This window comes from Microvirga sp. Mcv34 (assembly GCF_024519725.1).
Classification (GTDB): domain Bacteria; phylum Pseudomonadota; class Alphaproteobacteria; order Rhizobiales; family Beijerinckiaceae; genus Microvirga.
Genome location: NZ_JALJRK010000083.1, coordinates 1 through 18,999, shown reverse-complemented (window position 1 = coordinate 18,999; position 18,999 = coordinate 1). Strand labels below are relative to the sequence as shown.

At 62.0% G+C, this 18,999-nt stretch carries 18 protein-coding genes and 1 tRNA gene; 13 read left to right on the top strand and 6 right to left on the bottom strand.

Annotated features, from left to right (window positions below; translation table 11 throughout):
• The first annotated feature begins 788 nt into the window (after positions 1-788).
• Positions 789-3,479, top strand: coding sequence for a DNA gyrase subunit A (gyrA, locus tag OC446_RS25200; protein ID WP_410055134.1), 2,691 nt, complete (start codon positions 789-791; stop codon positions 3,477-3,479).
• 85 nt (positions 3,480-3,564) lie between these two features.
• On the opposite strand, the gene OC446_RS25195 is transcribed toward gyrA, so the two are convergent.
• From OC446_RS25195 to OC446_RS25180, 4 genes are all read right to left on the bottom strand, one after another.
• On the bottom strand, positions 3,565-4,317 hold the full coding sequence (locus tag OC446_RS25195; RefSeq protein WP_262031756.1) for a hypothetical protein: 753 nt from the start codon (positions 4,315-4,317) through the stop codon (positions 3,565-3,567).
• Between the two features lie 102 nt (positions 4,318-4,419).
• Positions 4,420-4,566: a hypothetical protein gene (locus tag OC446_RS25190; protein ID WP_262031755.1), complete on the bottom strand. Its 147-nt coding sequence runs from the start codon at positions 4,564-4,566 to the stop codon at positions 4,420-4,422.
• 60 nt (positions 4,567-4,626) lie between these two features.
• The gene (locus OC446_RS25185) at positions 4,627-5,505 is read right to left on the bottom strand and encodes a hypothetical protein (protein WP_262031754.1); all 879 of its coding nucleotides are present in this window, start codon (positions 5,503-5,505) and stop codon (positions 4,627-4,629) included.
• 156 nt (positions 5,506-5,661) lie between these two features.
• Positions 5,662-6,390, bottom strand: coding sequence for a TauD/TfdA family dioxygenase (locus tag OC446_RS25180; protein ID WP_262031753.1), 729 nt, complete (start codon positions 6,388-6,390; stop codon positions 5,662-5,664).
• 257 nt (positions 6,391-6,647) lie between these two features.
• Here OC446_RS25180 and coaD point away from each other — a divergent pair, with 257 nt between their 5' ends.
• The 11 genes from coaD (at position 6,648) to OC446_RS25125 (ending at position 14,424) form a co-directional block, all read left to right on the top strand.
• On the top strand, positions 6,648-7,148 hold the full coding sequence (coaD, locus tag OC446_RS25175) for a pantetheine-phosphate adenylyltransferase (RefSeq protein WP_262031752.1): 501 nt from the start codon (positions 6,648-6,650) through the stop codon (positions 7,146-7,148).
• Positions 7,149-7,182: 34 nt separating this feature from the next.
• Positions 7,183-7,731, top strand: a complete 549-nt coding sequence (locus OC446_RS25170; RefSeq protein ID WP_262031751.1) for a peptidylprolyl isomerase — start codon at positions 7,183-7,185, stop codon at positions 7,729-7,731.
• A gap of 35 nt (positions 7,732-7,766) precedes the next feature.
• Positions 7,767-8,240, top strand: a complete 474-nt coding sequence (locus OC446_RS25165) for a hypothetical protein (protein ID WP_262031750.1) — start codon at positions 7,767-7,769, stop codon at positions 8,238-8,240.
• A gap of 51 nt (positions 8,241-8,291) precedes the next feature.
• The gene (locus OC446_RS25160) at positions 8,292-8,759 is read left to right on the top strand and encodes a peptidylprolyl isomerase (RefSeq protein WP_262031749.1); all 468 of its coding nucleotides are present in this window, start codon (positions 8,292-8,294) and stop codon (positions 8,757-8,759) included.
• A gap of 153 nt (positions 8,760-8,912) precedes the next feature.
• Entirely contained in the window at positions 8,913-9,989 is a 1,077-nt protein-coding gene (queA, locus tag OC446_RS25155) for a tRNA preQ1(34) S-adenosylmethionine ribosyltransferase-isomerase QueA (RefSeq protein ID WP_262031748.1), read from the top strand.
• A gap of 118 nt (positions 9,990-10,107) precedes the next feature.
• Positions 10,108-11,289, top strand: a complete 1,182-nt coding sequence (gene tgt, locus OC446_RS25150; protein ID WP_262031747.1) for a tRNA guanosine(34) transglycosylase Tgt — start codon at positions 10,108-10,110, stop codon at positions 11,287-11,289.
• 133 nt (positions 11,290-11,422) lie between these two features.
• A tRNA-Lys gene (locus OC446_RS25145) sits at positions 11,423-11,498 on the top strand.
• 192 nt (positions 11,499-11,690) lie between these two features.
• Entirely contained in the window at positions 11,691-12,317 is a 627-nt protein-coding gene (gene nthA, locus OC446_RS25140) for a nitrile hydratase subunit alpha (protein ID WP_262031746.1), read from the top strand.
• Complete coding sequence (gene nthB, locus OC446_RS25135) at positions 12,314-12,973, top strand: nitrile hydratase subunit beta (protein ID WP_262031745.1); 660 nt, start codon at positions 12,314-12,316, stop codon at positions 12,971-12,973. Before nthA ends, nthB begins: the two co-directional genes overlap by 4 nt.
• Positions 12,960-13,340 (top strand): nitrile hydratase accessory protein, encoded by a 381-nt coding sequence (locus OC446_RS25130; protein WP_410055132.1) that lies wholly within the window; start codon positions 12,960-12,962, stop codon positions 13,338-13,340. The genes nthB and OC446_RS25130 overlap by 14 nt, the downstream gene beginning before the upstream one ends.
• A gap of 640 nt (positions 13,341-13,980) precedes the next feature.
• Positions 13,981-14,424, top strand: coding sequence for a hypothetical protein (locus OC446_RS25125; protein ID WP_262031743.1), 444 nt, complete (start codon positions 13,981-13,983; stop codon positions 14,422-14,424).
• Between the two features lie 192 nt (positions 14,425-14,616).
• Here OC446_RS25125 and OC446_RS25120 read toward each other — a convergent pair whose 3' ends face one another.
• Positions 14,617-15,066 carry a hypothetical protein gene (locus tag OC446_RS25120; RefSeq protein WP_410055130.1) on the bottom strand — a complete coding sequence of 150 codons (450 nt, stop codon included), beginning with the start codon at positions 15,064-15,066 and terminating at the stop codon, positions 14,617-14,619.
• Positions 15,067-15,683: 617 nt separating this feature from the next.
• On the opposite strand from OC446_RS25120, the gene OC446_RS25115 reads away from it, so the two are divergent.
• Positions 15,684-18,491 (top strand): SH3 domain-containing protein, encoded by a 2,808-nt coding sequence (locus OC446_RS25115; RefSeq protein ID WP_262031742.1) that lies wholly within the window; start codon positions 15,684-15,686, stop codon positions 18,489-18,491.
• A gap of 131 nt (positions 18,492-18,622) precedes the next feature.
• Here OC446_RS25115 and OC446_RS25110 read toward each other — a convergent pair whose 3' ends face one another.
• Positions 18,623-18,820 (bottom strand): hypothetical protein, encoded by a 198-nt coding sequence (locus OC446_RS25110; RefSeq protein WP_410055133.1) that lies wholly within the window; start codon positions 18,818-18,820, stop codon positions 18,623-18,625.
• Between the last annotated feature and the right edge of the window lie 179 nt (positions 18,821-18,999).

The window sequence follows — 18,999 nt, the reverse complement described above, 5'->3', positions numbered from 1 at the left end:
GACCCTGCAGGCTCGCAGCGCAAGCTGCGGGCCCACAGGTGCTGGCTCTTTGACAACGAACGGATCAGCACTCCCCCCCCCGCACCCCTGCCATGGCCTCCCCGGACTCGATCCGGGGACCCGTGCCGGCCATCCCGATCCGGAAAGGCTCAGCGCCTCAATCCATAGAGATCGCCCGGACAAGCCCGGTGATGACGGCGCGGCCGTCATTCCGGGACTGCGTGGGCGGGGCTCGGAACCCAGGACCCTCGACGTGGCTCGTCCGTCCCGCATCCCGCGGCGGCTCCAGATTCCCGCCATTGCGGGAATGAGGGCGTCGAGCCGCCTGCGCTCGGTCTTGCGCTTGACCGAGCCACCTGCAGCGTTGCGACTATTTCTTTAATCCATGAAGTTGCGATTTCATAAGGGCTTATGGCCGTTTCTTATTCAAAATCATCAGCTCCGATTCAGTCTGCGAAAGTGCCACAGGCGCAAGGAGGTGGCTGATATGCCCGGCCTGAGAATAAGTTGCTGAAACGTAAACGGATTTCGGCCTTGTGCTTGCCTCTGGAAAACCTGTCAAAAAGCTTGAAAATTGCGCCGTTCTCGCCCATCTAAGAGACTGATTTCAATTGGATTCGCGGGCCTGCCGGATGGCTTGACGAAGCGGCATCGAAAGTCGCCTCTCGCGAAAGGGCAGACCGTTTTAAGAAAGACCAACCTTGACCGATCCGAATGATAACCGCTCTGGCGGTCCCGGTGGGGGCCAGCCGGCGAGCGACATCAAGTTGATTTCCATCGTCGACGAGATGAAGCGCTCCTATCTCGATTACGCCATGAGCGTGATCGTGAGCCGCGCTCTGCCGGACGCACGCGACGGCCTCAAGCCCGTGCACCGGCGCATCCTCTATTCGATGCACGAAAACGGCTACACGCCGGACAAGAAATACGTGAAGTCGGCCCGCATCGTCGGCGACGTGATGGGTCAGTACCACCCGCACGGCGACAGCGCGATCTACGACGCGTTGGTGCGCATGGCGCAGGACTTCTCGCTGCGTCTCATGCTCGTGGACGGGCAGGGCAATTTCGGCTCCGTGGACGGCGATCCTCCGGCGGCCATGCGCTACACCGAGTCCCGCCTCGCCAAGGCGGCGATGCCGCTGCTCGACGATATCGACAAGGACACGGTCGACTTCACCCCCAACTACGACGAGTCCAAGGACGAGCCGTCGGTTCTGCCGGCGCGCTTCCCGAACCTGCTCGTCAACGGTGCCGGCGGCATCGCGGTCGGCATGGCCACCAACATGCCGCCCCATAACCTGGGCGAGGTCATCAACGGCTGCCTGGCCTTCATCGACAACGACGGCATCTCGGCCGAAGAGCTGATCGAGCTCATTCCCGGTCCGGACTTCCCGACCGGCGCGTTGATCCTCGGCCGCGCGGGCGCCAAGTCTGCCTATACCACGGGCCGCGGCTCCATCGTGATGCGGGCGAAGTCCGAGGTGGAGGAGGTCCGCAAGGACCGCGAGGCGCTGATCTTCACCGAGATCCCGTATCAGGTGAACAAGGCCTCGCTGATCGAGAAGATCGCCGAGCTCGTGCGCGAGAAGAAGATCGAGGGCATCGCCGACCTGCGCGACGAATCTGATCGCGACGGCATGCGCATCGTGGTCGAGATCAAGCGCGACGCCATGGCCGACGTGGTGCTCAACCAGCTCTACCGCTACACGCCGCTGCAGACGAGCTTCGGTGCCAACATGGTGGCGCTCAACGGCGGCCGCCCCGAGCTGATGAACCTGAAGGACCTGATCAAGGCCTTCGTGGATTTCCGCGAGGAGGTCGTCTCCCGCCGCACCAAGTACCTGCTCAACAAGGCGCGCGAGCGCGCCCACGTGTTGTGCGGCCTCGCCATCGCGGTCGCCAATATCGACGAGGTCATCCGTCTCATCCGCACGGCACCCGATCCGAATGCCGCTCGCGAGTCCCTCATGGGCCGCGACTGGCCGGCGCACGACATTGCGCCGCTCATCGCGCTCGTGGACGATCCGCGTCACAAGATCAACGATGACGGCACATATCGTCTCTCCGAGGCGCAGGCTCGCGCGATCCTCGACCTGCGCCTGCAGCGCCTGACGGCTCTCGGCCGTGACGAAATCGGCGACGAACTCTCCAAGCTCGCGGCGGAGATCTCGAACTACCTCGAGATCCTGCGGTCGCGTGATCGCATCATGGGCATCATCAAGGACGAGCTGGTCGAGGTTCGCGACGCCTTCGCGACCCCGCGCCGGACCCAGATCGTCGATTGGGATTCCGACGTCGACGACGAGGATCTGATCGCACGCGAGGACATGGTCGTCACCGTGTCCCATGCCGGCTACATCAAGCGCGTGCCGCTCTCGACCTACCGGGCGCAGCGCCGCGGCGGCAAGGGCCGTTCCGCCATGACCACGCGGGACGAGGATTTCGTCACCCGCCTGTTCGTGGCGAACACCCACACGCCCGTGATCTTCTTCTCTTCCGAAGGCCAGGCCTACAAGGAAAAGGTGTGGCGCCTTCCGCTGGCGGCTCCCAACGCCAAGGGCAAGGCCCTGGTGAACATGCTGCCCATCAAGCAGGGCGAGCGCATCACCACCATCATGCCGCTGCCCGAGGACGAGGCGTCCTGGGACAAGCTGGACGTGATGTTCGCGACCTCGCGCGGCACGGTCCGCCGCAACAAGCTGTCGGACTTCGTCCAGGTCAACCGCGGCGGCAAGATCGCCATGAAGCTCGATGAGGGCGACCACATCGTCGACGTGCAGATCTGCTCGGAGCACGACGACGTGCTGCTCACCACGGCCAAGGGCCAGTGCATCCGTTTCCCGGTCACGGACGTGCGCGTGTTCAAGGGCCGCGATTCCATGGGCGTGCGCGGCATCAACCTGGCTGAGGGCGACGACATCATCTCCATGGCGATCCTGCGCCACGTGGAAGCCACGGGTGAGGAGCGGGCGGCCTATCTCAAGATGCGCCGCGCGGTCACCGGCGAGCAGATGGGCGCGGATGCCGACGCATCGGAGGATGCGGAGGAGACCGAAGGCGCCAACTTCTCCCTCTCGCAGGAGCGCTACGCGGAGATGAGCGCGCAGGAGCAGTGCATCCTGACGATCTCCGAGAAGGGCTACGGCAAGCGCACGGTGTCCTACGAGTACCGCATCACGGGGCGCGGCGGCAAAGGTATCACGGCCATGGCGGTCAACAACCGCAACGGCAAGCTCGTGGCGTCCTTCCCGGTCGACAACGCGGACCAGATCATGCTCGTCACCGATGGCGGCCAGCTGATCCGCGTGCCGGTGGAAGGTATCCGCGTCGTGGGCCGCAACTCCCAGGGCGTCACCATCTTCTCCACCCGCGACAAGGAAAAGGTGGTCTCGGTGGAGCACATCGAGGGCGAGGACGAGGAGAACGGCGAGGCCATCGACGACACCGCGACCGAAGGCGGTGAGGCGACGGAAGAGTAAAGGCTTCCAGGCCTCGCGAATAAACAAACCCGCCGGCTCAGGTCGGCGGGTTCTTGTTTGAATATCGTGAAGAGATGATGGGACTTTACAGGGCTGCAAGCAGGAATTCTTGAGCCTTTGGATCTGATTCACGTTCAAACGCCTCGGCGAGTTTCGCGGTGTGATCGTGAAGAGTGAACCAATGGTACCATCGAGCGGCTTGCTCCTCAGCGCGCTCGCTCCAGTGATTTGATTTCCTGAATTTCTCTGCTCCGATGCCAAAGATCAGAGCACTGGCAAGGCGTAGACTGGCCTCACGCGCTTCACATGCTTCCCAGAATTTCTGAAATTTCACTGAGCCGAAAGGCGTGGGCAGGGCTATTTCGATGACCTCGCAGACATCATGGCCGAACCCTTCCCACCGGGATCGACTTTGAGAAGACAGAGCACAATCCAGTTCACCTGAAGAAATCGAGCGGCACAAGGTTTCCTCGAACAACGTTGTGAACCAATCGCTGAATGCGGCAAGCTCCATATCCGTCAGGCAGATCTCCGGAGCATAGCGGAACCGGGAGAGGATATGGTCCGCGTCCAGATCGGTTGGCCGTTCACCCAGGCTGATCAGCTCCATGTAGCGCGGCAACAGGGTGAGAAACTGATCCGACCAGCCATGCGCCGAATTGGTGTACTCGGAGAGCTGTTCGTTCGACAGCTCCCGCAATGGCGTCTTGAGAATGCTCTCCGCCATCTCGGCAGACATGCAAGATTCGCAGTGGCAGACTTCCAGCGGGCTTTTCAAGTCGCGCCAGCCGAACGCCTCATAGGCGTTCTGCACGGTTTTGTTCAGACGCGAATTCATGCTTGGCATAAGTCCGGACGACTTTGAGGAGCCCAGACGCTAACATAACGATATCGCGTTTACTATGAGCGTCGTGCGTATGAAGAAGTGCCTCTACAATTCTCAACCCAAGCTTGCCAGCGCGGCCGGGCTCAGGACCGCGATGGCCGTGATGGCGACGATGAAGAGGCGGAAGACCATGGGATTCTCCTGACTTAAGGTGAGCCATATCTCCCACGGCCCCGCCCGGCCTGCCGTGCGATGGCGCACTGTCTGATGGCTCCGGGTTTCTCCCACAGACGGAAATCATCACAATCCGCAGAGGTGCAGTTAAAGGCGCTTCTCTTGCGGATCAAGGAGCGGGCCAATTTCAGGCTCTACCTTAGACCGACCAATTTCATAGACGATAGCAATGATGAACAAGCTGCCGGCGGCGGTCACAATCGTCACGGTCTCGTTGAAAAAAGTAGAGGCAAGGACAAGACTGATGGGTAGGCGCAGGTAATTGATTGCGCTTGCCTGAACTTTATACTTCGTCCGATAACCTAAGATAACGAGCAAACTAGCTGCCAGGGCGATTAAAGCGTTACAGACGCTATAGCCGATAGCATCAAAATCGATTGCTGTCTCACGCCAAAATACAACCCGGAGAAACAGACAGGTTAAGAAGCCGACAAGGTTGTACAGGCCTGTAAAACCCAATACGTCCCTGTTGGTGTGGTGGCTTCCGAACGCCGCGAAAGAGGCGCTTTGCAAGATTACCGTTATGACGAAGAATATATTGGCTGTTTGATGAAGATCGGTGTCTCTCGAAAATACGAAAACGCTTGCTACAAATGCCACAAGCAACAACTTAATTATCTTTCGTGAATAAAGTGCGCCGAAAAATAGAATCCCGAAGCCGGACACGAACAAGGGGCGCATTTGGCTAGCGATGGCAAAGCCGGCCAGTGATCCAGAGGTCAATGCATATACCCCTGCCATTGAGTTGACGGTATTGACGATCGCAAATCCTATAGCATGTCTATCCTTAAGCAGGGGAGTGCTTAGAAAGATTATGAGAGGAAGGCCAACAGCAAATCGCATTATGGATATATCGAGTATGGATGTGCTGTGGAGATATTTTTTTGTGATGAAATCCGATAGAATATATAGCAACAATGCACAGAGGCTATAAAGTATACTGAGGTTTTTGCTGCCACTTTTCATTAGGATAATCCCTTTTATAGCGCAGCGAGTTCATATAGGGGATGAAGCTTCTGTTGCGCCTCTGGAACTTTATGTGCCACTCCGGGCTCTGCAATCGATGCAGCGTGCCTATTGCGGCAGCATCGATTGGGCAGACCGGGGTCCCGCGATAAGCGTCTAAGCGGCTTCTATAAAGTTTAGATTTTCGATCTCGAATCCCCTGCTGAACCACGAGCCAGGTTTCAAAAGTATCCGCAATAGTGAGCGGTCACCTTGAAATGCGGTTCGTCCATGGAGCCAGCGCTCATTATTTATGATAAGCGCCTGATCCTTCTCAAGCACGAGCGAATGCTCAAACTTTCTGGCGCAATTGATAATCCTCGCAACAATTGGAAGATCATTGAATGAATAATAACCGTTGCCGTCGCACCTGAATCTAATTCCATATTTCCCGTTTAGCGTCGAGTAGAGTAGAGGTCCACGATATATGAATTGAGAATCGTCATAAATACATCTGTGAGATGACGTCAGGAATGCAAATGCATCTGGATCCTGTTTCGACAAGAAACTACACAATTTAGCGCCGTCTACAAGCCGACTGTAGCCTCCGGCCAATGCTGGAGAAGCTGAGTAAAGCGCAACAAATGCTGGGGGCGTTTCAACTGTGCTTCGGTCAGTATGAAACTCTAGGCTGTCCTGACTAAAGCCGCTGAATCCAGGCATTTTCTCTTGTTTTTGATTGTGCGATACAGGCGTTATGCCATTTGAGGCGGAATCTCTATGAGCGTAGATTTCTCCCAAAATGCGACAAAAACTGATATACTGATCTTCTCCACTAATACTTGAGATTATACAAGCTCCTTCGGTTTGGAGTGTTTTCTGGATTGCTTCAGTCGCGTCGGACAAGAAGACTCCGATTTGGTGAGACATTTCTACCCTATGTTGTTCATTGCAACTTTTGGCATATATTATCGAATTCCAATATGTGTCAATATAACGTGTCATGCACCGCTCGATGCTTTGAGACGTGTGAGACAGATCATGCCTTGTAATTCTGGTACTGAGCGGTGCCGAGGTAGGGGTATTCACTAAGGCGTGCCCACGGACCCGAATGAGCTGCAACTGCTTGCTCATCTCTAAAGCTCAGGCTACTCCATGGTCTCATGACCCGCACCGCGCTCTATACCGGCAGCTTCGACCCCGTCACCAACGGGCACTTGGACGTTCTGCGCCAGGCCTGCAGCGTGGCGGACAGGATCGTGGTCGCCATCGGGATTCATTCCTCGAAGGCGCCGATCTTTCCTGCGGATGAGAGAGCCGACATGCTGCGCGCGGTCTGCGGGCCGGTCCTGCAGGAGAGGGGCGTGGCGCTGGAGGTGGTCACCTTCGACGATCTCGCCGTGGAGGCGGCCCGCCGCCACGGTGCGAGCCTCATCGTGCGCGGCCTCCGGGACGGGACGGATTTCGACTACGAGATCCAGATGGCGTCCATGAACGCCGCCATGGCGCCGGAGGTCCAGACCCTGTTCTTCGCGGCTTCGCCCCCGGTTCGCCCCATCACGGCCACGCTTGTGCGCCAGGTCGCCGGCATGGGCGGCGAGGTCTCGGCTTTCGTGCCGGGCCTTGTCGCCGAGCGGCTGAAGGCCAAATTCAAGCGGCCATAAAGTTTCATCATCCTCGATAAGGAGATATCGACCCATGAAGCGTCTGCTCATTGCCGGAGCGCTCGTGCTCGCAGGCCTCGCTCCCGCCGCCGCCCAGCAGGCCAGCGATCCGCAGAACACGGTCTACCTCGACACCAAGGACGGCCGCATCACCATCCGTCTGCGGCCGGATCTGGCGCCCAAGCATGTGGAGCAGATCAAGACCTTGACGAAGCAAGGCTTCTATAACGGTGTCGTCTTTCACCGGGTGATCGATGGGTTCATGGCCCAGACGGGCGATCCCACCGGCACGGGCACCGGCAAGTCGAGCCTGCCCAACATCCCGGCCGAGTTCACAAAGACGCAGTACAAGCGCGGCTCCGTCGGCATGGCCCGCTCCCAGAGCCCAGATTCCGCCAACAGCCAGTTCTTCATCTGCTACGAGGGCTGCGGCCCGCTGACCGGCCAGTACACCCTCTTCGGCGAAGTCGTGTCCGGCATGGACGTGGTCGACAAGATCAAGAAGGGGAATTCGGCCGCCAACGGCATGGTGACGAACCCTGACAAGATCGTGAAGATGCAGCTCGCCGCCGACGCGAAGTGATGCGATTGGGGCTATCATCCGGAGCGCGACCGTTCGTGGCCGCGCTCCTGCTCGGTGCCCTGATGAGCTCTCCGCTCGCCGCGCAGGTGCTCGCACCGTCCCCTGCGTTCGACGAGTGGTACTGGCCCTACGACACGTCGCCTCCGCTCCCAGAGGGCGTCATGGGCACGGTTCGGCCGCGCCCCGACGCCCCGAGGGTCGACCGCATCGACCGGATTACCGAGGTCTTCCAGGCGCTCCAGTCCTGCTGGCGCCCGCCGGCCGGCAGCGGGTATTCCGGTCAGGAGATCACCCTGCGCCTGAGCTTCAAGCGCAACGGAGAGGTGCTGGGCCAGCCCCGCATCACCTATTACAAGGCCGGGACGCAGGCCGACCAGCGCGAGCCCTTCACCCGGGCCGTGCGCGAGGCGTTCGAGCGCTGCAGCCCGCTTCCCTTTACGGAAAGTTTCGGGCGTGCCATTGCCGGACGCGTCTTCTCCTTCCGTTTCATCGATGCCCGGCCTATGTGAGCGGGCAGACGATCCTATTTTCATCCGATCCAGCCAGAACAGGAGATCCCGATGGCAGACCCCGAAAACACCATCATCATGGAAACCACCAAGGGCCGTGTGGTCATCGAGCTGCGTCCGGACCTGGCCCCCGGCCATGTCGAGCGCATCAAGACGCTCTCCCGTCAGGGCTTCTATGACAACGTGCCGTTCCACCGGGTGATCGAGGGCTTCATGGCCCAGACCGGCGACCCGACCGGAACGGGCACCGGCGGTTCCGACCTGCCGGACCTCAAGGCCGAGTTCAATGCCGAGCCGCATGTGCGCGGCGTCTGCTCCATGGCCCGCACCAACTTCCCGCACTCGGCGAACTCTCAGTTCTTCATCGTGTTCGACGACGCCCGCTTCCTCGACAAGCAATATACCGTCTGGGGCAAGGTGACCGAGGGCATGGAGAACGTGGACAAGATCAAGCGCGGCGAGCCAGTGAGCGATCCGGACCGCATCGTCTCCATGAAGGTCGCGGCCGACGCGGCCTGAGGGCTTCTTCCGATTTTACCCACCATGCCCGGGCTCGTCCCGGGCATCCACGTTTTGAGATGAGTTGAACTGCCCTCGATCATCGAACGCCAAAGCACAAGCCGGCTTTGCGTGAAATGATGCGAGAAGCCCAAAACCTAGAGCATCGTAGACATGCGCGTGGACCTCTTCGACTTCGATCTTCCCGAGACCAGCATCGCGCTCCGCCCCGTGGAGCCGCGGGATGCCGCGCGCATGCTCGTGGTCAGGCCCGAAGTCGGCCTCGAGGACCGGGTCGTCCGCGATCTCCCCGATCTGCTGCAGCCTGGCGACGTGCTGGTGCTCAACAACACCAAGGTCATCCCGTCCCGGCTCTACGGCCTGCGCGTCCGCGAGGAGAACGCGGCGCGCGTCGAGATCATGCTGCACAAGCGCGAGGGCGCCGACCGGTGGCGCGCCTTCGCCCGTCCGGCCAAGAAGCTCCACGTCGGCGACCGCATCCGCTTCGGGGAGCCGTCCGAGAGCACGGCCTGCGAGCTTGTGCGGCTCGACGCCGAGGTCGTGGAGAAAGGCGAGGGGGGCGACGTGGCTCTCCGCTTCTCCTTTGCGGGCGCTTTCCTGGACGAGGCCATCGCCCGGCTCGGCGAGCTTCCCCTGCCGCCCTACATCGCCGGCAAGCGCCCCACCGACGACAAGGACCGGAACGACTACCAGACCGTCTACGCCAAGGACGAGGGCGCGGTCGCTGCTCCGACCGCCGGCCTGCATTTCACCGACGACCTCTTCCACCGTCTGGACGAGCGCGGCATCGCCCGCCATTTCGTGACCCTCCACGTGGGAGCGGGCACATTCCTGCCGGTGAAGGCTGATGACACCGACAAGCACCGCATGCATGCGGAATGGGGCTCCGTCTCGGAGGAGACCGCCCGGGCGCTCAACGAGGCTAGGGCTCGGGGAGGGCGGATCGTGGCAGTCGGCACCACGTCCTTGCGCCTTCTGGAGAGCGCCGCCCGGGAGGATGGGAGCATCGCGTCCTTCTCCGGCGATACGGCCATCTTCATCACGCCTGGCTACCGTTTCAAGGCGGTTGACGTGCTGATGACCAATTTCCACCTGCCGCGCTCGACCCTCTTCATGCTGGTTTCGGCCTTTGCAGGGCTGGATTGCATGAGGGAGGCCTATGCCCACGCCATTGAAACCGGCTATCGCTTCTATTCCTATGGCGATGCGAGTTTGCTGCTTCGGCGCTGATATCCGTGTCATCCCCGGTGCACGGAGCGCGCCGGAATGGGATCCACTTACATGTTCTGCGGATCCATGGATCCCATTCCCGCTTCGGCCGGGCCGGAGACGACAAGACGAGGTTTGAATGACCACCGAAAACTTCACCTTCACCGTCAACAAGACTGACGGAGCGGCGCGCACCGGTGAGATCCGGATGCCGCGCGGCGTCATCCGCACGCCGGCCTTCATGCCCGTCGGGACGGCCGCCACCGTGAAGGCCATGTATCCCGACCAGGTGAAGGCGCTCGGCGCCGACGTGGTGCTCGGCAACACCTATCACCTGATGTTGCGCCCAGGGGCGGAGCGGGTGGCCCGGCTCGGCGGTCTTCACCAGTTCATGAACTGGCCCTATCCGATCCTCACCGATTCCGGCGGCTTTCAGGTCATGTCGCTTTCGGCGCTGCGCAAGATCGACGAGACGGGCGTCACCTTCCAGTCCCATATCGATGGCTCGACCCATGTGCTGACCCCGGAGCGCTCCATCGAGATCCAGGGGCTTCTCGGTTCCGACATCCAGATGCAGCTCGACGAATGCGTGAAGCTGCCCTGTTCCGACGAGGTGGCCGAGAAGGCGATGCGCCTCTCCCTCCGATGGGCGGAACGCTGCCGGGTGGCCTTCGGTGACCAGCCGGGTAAAGCCATGTTCGGCATCGTCCAGGGCGGCGCGGTGGAGCGGCTGCGCATCGAGAGCGCGAAGGAACTCGCGGCCCTGGATCTCAAGGGCTACGCCATCGGCGGCCTCGCCGTGGGCGAGCCGCAAGACGTGATGCTCCGCATGATCGAGACGGTCGAGCCGCATATGCCCAAGGAGAAGCCCCGGTACCTCATGGGCGTGGGGACGCCCGACGATATCGTGGAGGCGGTGCGCCGGGGCGTCGACATGTTCGATTGCGTCATGCCCACCCGCGCCGGACGTCACGGCCAGGTCTTCACCCGCCATGGTCGCATGAACCTGCGCAACGCGCGATTCGCCGAGGACACGCGCCCGCTCGACCCGGAATCGAAATGCACGGCCTCGAACACATATTCCCGCGCCTACCTGCACCATCTCGTCCGCTCGAACGAGATTCTGGGCATGATGCTCCTGACCTGGAATAACCTGGCCTATTACCAGGAACTCACGGCTGGTCTGCGCAAGGCTATTACGGAGGGGCGGCTCGACGACTATATCGGCGAGGTCAAGGAGGGGTGGGCCAAGGGCGAGCAGGACAGCAAGGCGGATATCGGCCGGCACGCCGACAACATCGTCATGGCGGACGAGGGCTGAAACCCGAGGCCGGAGCTGGACTTTCTTAGGAGAATGTCCCCTTCAAGGCCCAGAAGCTGAGGATTTGCCCACCCGGGCAGGGCTTTTCGATTGACCCGGGGCCCGAGAGCCCCTATCTCGGGCTCACCTCTGGGAGCGCGTAGCTCAGCCGGTAGAGCATCTGACTTTTAATCAGAGGGTCCTGGGTTCGAGTCCCAGCGCGCTCACCAACAATATCAAAGGGTTACCGGCATCCGCCCTTTGAGCCGTTTTCTCCCAGGTAGCCAATAGGTAGCCGCACACCCCCTGCAACTTCTCGACGCCCAATCGTCGGAGGCTGATCGGCACGCCTAGGACTGGCTTCGCTCCTATCACCCAGTTAGCATGGCCACGACTCATTTAGGGCGGCGAGGGCGGTACGTATGGGGAAGGACCATCACCACGATCATGACGACCACAGCCATCTCTCCGAGATCGAGCTGCGGGTGCGCGCACTCGAGTCCATCCTGGTCGAGAAAGGCTATGTCGACCCGGCCGCCATTGATGCGCTGGTCGAAACCTACGAGGTCAAGGTAGGTCCGCGCAACGGCGCTAAGGTGGTCGCTAAAGCCTGGTCTGATCCAGCCTATCGGGAGTGGCTCCGGACGGATGCGACAGCTGCCATCGCCGCTCTCGGCTTCATTGGCCGCCAGGGCGAGCATATGGTGGCCGTCGAGAACACCCCCGATGAGCACAATATGGTCGTGTGCACCCTGTGCTCCTGCTACCCGTGGCCTGTGCTCGGCCTTCCTCCGGTCTGGTATAAGTCTGCTCCCTACCGCTCCCGGGCTGTGCTCGACCCTCGTGGAGTTCTGGCCGAGTTCGGTGTGCATCTGCCAAAAACCTCCCGCATCCGTGTCTGGGACTCGACCGCCGAAGTCAGGTACCTCGTGATCCCGATGCGCCCCGAAGGTACAGAGGGTATGAGCGAGGAGGCATTGGCCGAACTCGTCACGCGCGATTCCATGATTGGGACGGGTCTCGCCCGACAACCGGAGGCAGTGCGATGAACGGCGCTCAGGACCTCGGCGGCATGATGGGCTTTGGCCCGATCACCATTGAGCACGACGAGCCGTGGTTCCATGCCGAGTGGGAACGACGAGCCTTCGGTCTGACCCTGGCCATGGGAGCGACCGGCAGTTGGAACATCGATATGAGCCGGCACGCCCGCGAGTCCTTGCCGCCCGGTGAGTACCTCACCTCGAGCTACTACGAGATCTGGACCAAGGGTGTCGAAAAGCTAGTCGTTGCGGCAGGGCTCGTCTCCGGGGAGGAGCTGACCTGCGGACAGTCTCTTGTGGGGTCTGCACCGATCAAGCGCGTATTGAAGCCTGAGGATGTGCCGGCCGTGTTGGCCCGCGGTGGTCCGACCGAGCGCCCCATCGAGCAGCCGGCGCGCTTTGCGGTTGGTGACCGCGTGCGCACCCGCAACTTAAACCCTCAGGGCCACACCCGCCTGCCGCGTTACGCTCGCGGCAGGACGGGCGTTGTGGAGCTGGTGCATGGCGCCCACGTATTTCCGGACGCGAACGCTCATGGACAAGGCGAGCAGCCGCAATGGCTCTACACGATCTGCTTCTCGGGCTGGGAGCTTTGGGGGGAGCAGGCGGATCCAACCGTCAGTGTCTCGATCGATGCCTGGGAGAACTACCTTGAGTCGGCATGAGGACATAGTCCGTGTGGCCGCGAACGTCGCGCCGATCCCTCGCGGGGACGATGGCGCGCCGGTCTTCCGAGAGCCATGGGAGGCTCAAGCCTTCGCAATAACGCTGGCTCTCTACGAGCGAGGCCTGTTTAACTGGAAAGAGTGGGCTGCAGCGCTCTCGGCTGCCATCCAACATGCCCAAGCGTCCGGGGACTGTGATGATGGCTCGACCTACTACCGACACTGGCTATCTGCGATCGAGCAACTGGTACGGGACAAGGGGATCGCGAGTGAACAGGCCCTCGTGGAACGACGGAACGCTTGGAATCGGGCGGCTCACGCCACGCCGCATGGACATCCGATCTTACTCGCGAACGATCCACTCTAGTGGTTTGTCACACAAGACCGCGTAAGGCGATGTTGCTGTGCGTCCTAGGATGACCTTAACGTGTGAGGCATGTACTCACTCCCCAAGAGGGTCGAGTAACATCCTGCACCCAACCCGATATTACCACGCCACAGCTGTCTCACTCGCTGCTGATCGTTTTCAGAAACCATTCTGTGAGCAGCCATAATCGATAAGGGATTCCGCTTTCGATCCTTTCGCAGGCAAGCGGGGAGCTGCGATGACCGTCGCCGACGCATGCCATGGCGGCCGCCGACATGGCATGCGTCGAGCCGGGCAGTCACTGGTGTCGAGGCGCGGCAGGACGATGGCGGCCAGCAGGCTGACGATCGTGTAGACGGAGGGGACTGCCCAGGGTTTCGAGGCCTGTGCCTCACAGTTGGCGAACCAAGGTCGGATGGAAGCTGCTTCGCCGCTTCCAGGTCCTACCGCATCGTACAAAAAATGGACTTGGTTTTCCACATGACGTGCGAGGTGAGGGCGCGCCGGGGTTACCACATTGGTGAGTGTCTCGCCCCTTCCGTGTTGCTCTCAACACCACGACGGCATGTGGCAAAAGCCCGTGAACAGGAGCATGATGCGCCTTGAGATCGTCTCTGCTCAAAAGAAGAGGGAGGGGTTCATGCTCACCTTCAGATATGTCTTCCGTTGTGGTTTGGCCGCCCTTGCCATGATGGTCACGCCGGTCCTTGCGACGTCAGGGTGGGCTGCGACCGGGACGGTTCGGATCGAGGTCGTCAAGGCTGGGTTCATCGTGGGCGTCGGCGGCGGTCGGGGGACACTTGTCTTCCAGGGACGACGTTACCCGCTGAGCGTCGGCGGCTTGAGCATGGGGGCGACGATTGGAGCCTCGAAGGCCGACCTCGTCGGGCGCGCCTACAACCTGCGCCGGGCCTCCGACATCGCCGGCACCTATACGGCCGTTGGAGCAGGTGGTGCCGTCGGCGGCGGGGCCTCCGGCATTCGATTGCAGAATGCCCGGGGTGTCGTTCTCGACTTGCGGGGGCGCAATGTCGGTCTGGAATTGAACGCCAGCGTGAGTGGAGTGGAAATCGGCCTGCGCTGAGGCCGGATGATACTTCTGCCCTCCTGTTCCGCAGTGGCTAGCGGCCCGATTCCGTTTCCCTGAGGTGGGCGATTCTGTCCAACTTGGGTTGATCGACACCTAGCCGCTCGTCGGTCCGCTCATAGGACAGGGGGACACTCGGTCTTCACGGGCAGCAGCATCGAGGCAGCGCCCGATCGATTGTCCCGGATGTCAGCGCGAACAGCGCTCGTATCGGGTCCCGAGGGTGTCCTGCTCATTGGAAAAGCGCTTGAGCGAGCCGTCCGGCTGAAGAGCCATGAGAACCCGCACCTCGTTGCCTGCGACCGCATTGGCGCAATCGAGGACGAGGAGCTGACGATCGCCGGCGGGCCGGATCGACTTGATGCGACACGATGCGCTTGGCGTTCTCAAGCGGCCGCCGGAAACGATAATGGCTGGCACGAAGATGTCGACGGGCTTCTTGAACGCGGTGCCCTTCCCGCCATCCGAGAAAACCTCCGCGCATTCGGGGCCCCGCTCGAGCCAGGTTCCCTGGTAGGCGGAGAGATCCCCTTGCGCCATTGCCCCTGTCCCTGCAACCGACACGGCAATGCAAAGACCAAATCCGAAGCGCGCAAGATACCCCATGATATCCGGCGCAGTTTCCCTGTGTCTCTCCATTTCGTTCTCCTCGTGCGGGCGCCCGCAGATTGCACAGTTCCGTCCGATGTTTCATGCGCCGGATCCTGAGACTGCGAGCCAGTCCGGAAACGACGCGCCCATATGACGTCTTGCAGTCAGCGGCTCGTGACACGGCGCAGGCCGCTTGCGATCAGGGCAGCGGATAATCTACTCGAGATGGAGCAATCGGCTTGACCGATAGGGACAGTCTCTTGACAGTTTGGGCGCTGCGTCGGCCCCGCCGAGCATCGGGAGCACTCGGCCGCTTGCCCCGAATTGCATCCGCCGGAACTCACCTGCGGCGAGTTCATCCCGCCATCAATCAGTTGGCCCCAAGTGACAAGCGCCTGTCCCGAACGGTCAAGCAATCCTTCCAACGGAACAATAATGTGCCTTGTTGATGATGGTCTGCCCAGTGCTGTGAGGCAATAGGGGACAGGACGCCTCTCCTAGTTCCTCGCGCAGTTGTGGCGAGCGCCCATCGCCGTGACCTCCGCGTGCCCGTGGGCCGTCGGGAATGATGTTCGTTCGACCGGTCCATTGCCGGTGGGTTCGAACCGGAGTGACACCCGGCATCCGGAACCTTCCGTTGCCGGGACATGCAGGAGTGATGTCCGATGCGCCAGGCGATCGCGTTCACGCTCGTACCGATCCTAGCCGCCACGACGGCGCTCGCCGCGCCGGGCGTGACCACTGCCGGCGTCAATTTCCGCTCGGGCCCCGGAACCAGCTTCTCCTCCATCCGGACACTGCCAGCCGGCACGGCGGTCGAGATCGGCGAATGTGAGGAATCCGGGAGCTGGTGCGCCGTCTCGGTGAAGGGGCAGAGCGGCTTTATCAGCGGGCGCTATCTGGAGGAAAAAAAGGAAGCCGAGGGGTGGCCTCGGTCCTATGAAGTCGGTGAGGGCAGGATGGTGCTCTTCCAGCCGCAATTCACCGAATGGACCGAGTTCGAGACCATCGAGGCCCTCGTTGCGGCCGAGTACGTGAAAGCGCCAAACGCCACTCCGGTCTTCGGCGTGATCGGGCTCAAGGGTGCGACGTCTTATGACGGGGATGCGGGCGAGATCGTCATCAGCGACATCACCGTGACCGAGCTCAACTTCTCAGGGCTTGATCGCGATGCCCTGAAAGCGCTCTCGGTGGAGACCGGCAAGCTCCTGCCGACAGGATCGATCACAGTCCCGGAAGCGCGGGTGACGGCGAGCCTCGCCGAGCAGAAGCGCATGACAGACGTGACGGGACTCAAGGCGGATCTGCCGCGGATCCTCGTCTCGAACGCTCCGGCGATCCTGGTGCAGACGGATGGCGAGCCCGCTTATGCCCCCGTGAAAGGCAAGACAGGTCTCTCGTTCGTGGTCAACACCAACTGGGATCTGTTCCGGATCGACGAGGGCGGCACCCTCTATCTACGCAACGACACCCATTGGCTGACGGCGCCCGCGATCCAGGGTCCCTGGGCGCCTGCGTTGGAACTGCCCGCGCTGCTGAAGGACTTGCCCGATGACGGCAACTGGGCCGATGCCCGTGGAGCTGTTCCGCCCGAGCCGTATCAGGACGGCAAGGCACCGGAGGTCCTGACCGCGGACAGCCCGGCCGAGATGATCCTGTTCCAGGGCGAGCCCAAGCTCCAGGACGTGCCGAAGACCTCGCTGCAATGGGCCTCCAACACCGAGTCGGATGTCTTCTCCGACAAGGCCGGCAGGCAGTGGTACGTGCTTCTGTCAGGGCGATGGTTCCGCGCGCCGTCGCTGACTGGCCCCTGGACTTTCGCCACGCCCGACTTGCCCGCTGATTTCAGGAACATTCCCGAGGATGCGCCGTATTATGCCGTGCGCGCCTCGGTGCCCGGGACGTCCGAGGCCGCCGAGGCCCGGCTCAAGGCCAGCATCCCCACGACAGCACGGGTCGAGGTGGGGTCAATCACCCCCACGCTCGCCTATGCGGGCGATGCCCAATTCGCCCCCATTGAGACAACCGATCTGTTTTACGCGACGAACACGACGGACACCGTGATCAAGGTCGGCGCGCAGTATTTCCTGCTCCAGGATGGCGTCTGGTTCGTGTCCGACAGCCCGAATGGCCCGTGGCAACTCGCCCGCGAGATCCCCGATGCCATCTATGCGATCCCGCCGTCCTCGCCCGTTTACGACGCGACCTATGTTCGTGTGTACGATACGGAGCCGGATGCGGTCTGGTACGGCTACACCATGGGGTACCTGTCCGGCTTCCTGGCCTGGGGCACGTATGTCTACGGCACTGGCTGGTATTACCCGCCCTATTGGTACAACCGGCCGGGATCGGCATACCCGATCTACTACCCCCGACCAGCCACGTGGGGGATCGGAGCCTTTTATAACCCGGTCCGCGGCATGTATGGCCGCTACGGCTATGCGTACGGGCCCTATCGCGGCATTGCCGGAGCGCGGACATGGAACCCGTCGACCGGCACCTATGGCCGAGCTGGAGAGGCCTGGGGACCCAGGGGAACGGCCGGCTTTGTCGGGGCGTACAATCCGCGCAGGGACGCGGGTGGCTACCTTACGGGCGGACGCAACGTGTACGGCGCGTGGGCTTCGGCCGGAGTTAAGCGAGGATCCGAATGGGCCCGAGTCGCGGCGCGCGACACCGCTGGGGGCGGTTCGGCGCTTCGGTGGAATACTTCCAACGGACAGGGCTTCGTCCGCGAGGGCCGACGCGGCGACATCTACGCCGGTCGCGACGGCAACGTCTACCGCAACACCGGTGAAGGCTGGCAGCGCTTCGACGGCGGTTGGCAGGACGTACGACGGCCGGAGGCCGGAGATCTGCTCCAGCGGGGCGAAGGTCGTGAGGGTCTGTCGGCGGAGGGGCGTGCGCGGTTGCAGGAGCGCGGAGGGGGCGAAGCGCTCAAGGGGCTTGCCGGAGCCGGTGCCGCCGGAGCGGCAGGCGCTGCGCTCGGCCAGCGCCTCAGCGGCGGTGAGCAAGCCCGGAGGGACATTGCCAATACCGAGGCCGTGCGTGAACGCACGCAGCAGCGCCAGGCATCCCAACAACGTCCGGCAGCGCAACAGCGTCAAGCCCCACAGCAACGCGAAGCGGCCCAGCAGCGGCGTGCGGCGGCAGACCGACCAGCCGCCCAGCAACGACCGGCCTCACAGCAAAGACAGGCGCCAGGGCAACGCCAGGCGCAGGCACAACGTCCAGCCCAGCGTGCTGCCGCTCAGCGTCCGGCGGCGAGCCAGCAGCTTCCGTCGAACGTCATGCGCGATGCACAGGCCCGTCAACTTGGGAATCAGCGGCAGATGGCGAGCCAGCAGTTCAATCGGCCACCGGCCCAGTTTTCACGCCCAGAATCCTTCGGGCCTTCGCGGAGCATGGGCGCACGCGGCGGCTTCGGTGGAGGCGGACGTGGTGGAGGTTTCAGAGGAGGCGGGCGACGTTAACGCTCCATGCAACTTCCTTGGGCGATCTGATTGCCGAGACGGGCGAGCTGACGATCCGCGAGCGCGGTGCCAATCATTGTCATGGGCTTCTATTCACGCGAGTACCCGAGCACGTTCCCGCGACACACATTTCAGCGCCGGCCGACGCGATTGACTGGACCGCCGCGATTCATGGGAGTGCCAGGGCGGACGCCGACGCCCGGTGCACCCACGCCGGGAGTCACCACTGCACGGCGGGCCACAGGCGCGACCGGGCGCGCGACGCAGCCTTTCGGCACACCGACCGTCTTGCAGTACACAACGGCGTTTGCGGACCCCGGAGCAGCCATGGAGAGGGCCGTTAAGGCGGCTAGTGCCCATCCGGCAGGGTACAGGAGCTTCATGGACAGCATGACCGTTCTCCGTCCTGTGGTCCCTGCGCCCGCTATCAGGCGCAGGTTGTTCTCGACCGTCCTAGTGTTCTGTCACTGACGAGCGATTCCGAAATCTGGTCCGGCGTGCGATGTTG

Excerpts from the sequence above, each read along its gene's own strand:
- nthA (WP_262031746.1), top strand. The coding sequence starts at position 11,691 with ATGGGGAAGGACCATCACCACGATCATGACGACCACAGCCATCTCTCC.
- OC446_RS25125 (WP_262031743.1), top strand. The coding sequence starts at position 13,981 with ATGCTCACCTTCAGATATGTCTTCCGTTGTGGTTTGGCCGCCCTTGCC.
- tgt (WP_262031747.1), top strand. The coding sequence starts at position 10,108 with ATGACCACCGAAAACTTCACCTTCACCGTCAACAAGACTGACGGAGCG.
- queA (WP_262031748.1), top strand. The coding sequence starts at position 8,913 with ATGCGCGTGGACCTCTTCGACTTCGATCTTCCCGAGACCAGCATCGCG.
- OC446_RS25170 (WP_262031751.1), top strand. The coding sequence starts at position 7,183 with ATGAAGCGTCTGCTCATTGCCGGAGCGCTCGTGCTCGCAGGCCTCGCT.
- gyrA (WP_410055134.1), top strand. The coding sequence starts at position 789 with ATGAAGCGCTCCTATCTCGATTACGCCATGAGCGTGATCGTGAGCCGC.
- OC446_RS25120 (WP_410055130.1), bottom strand. The coding sequence starts at position 15,066 with ATGGAGAGACACAGGGAAACTGCGCCGGATATCATGGGGTATCTTGCG.
- coaD (WP_262031752.1), top strand. The coding sequence starts at position 6,648 with ATGACCCGCACCGCGCTCTATACCGGCAGCTTCGACCCCGTCACCAAC.
- OC446_RS25195 (WP_262031756.1), bottom strand. The coding sequence starts at position 4,317 with ATGAATTCGCGTCTGAACAAAACCGTGCAGAACGCCTATGAGGCGTTC.
- OC446_RS25185 (WP_262031754.1), bottom strand. The coding sequence starts at position 5,505 with ATGAAAAGTGGCAGCAAAAACCTCAGTATACTTTATAGCCTCTGTGCA.
- OC446_RS25115 (WP_262031742.1), top strand. The coding sequence starts at position 15,684 with ATGCGCCAGGCGATCGCGTTCACGCTCGTACCGATCCTAGCCGCCACG.
- nthB (WP_262031745.1), top strand. The coding sequence starts at position 12,314 with ATGAACGGCGCTCAGGACCTCGGCGGCATGATGGGCTTTGGCCCGATC.
- OC446_RS25110 (WP_410055133.1), bottom strand. The coding sequence starts at position 18,820 with ATGGCTGCTCCGGGGTCCGCAAACGCCGTTGTGTACTGCAAGACGGTC.
- OC446_RS25160 (WP_262031749.1), top strand. The coding sequence starts at position 8,292 with ATGGCAGACCCCGAAAACACCATCATCATGGAAACCACCAAGGGCCGT.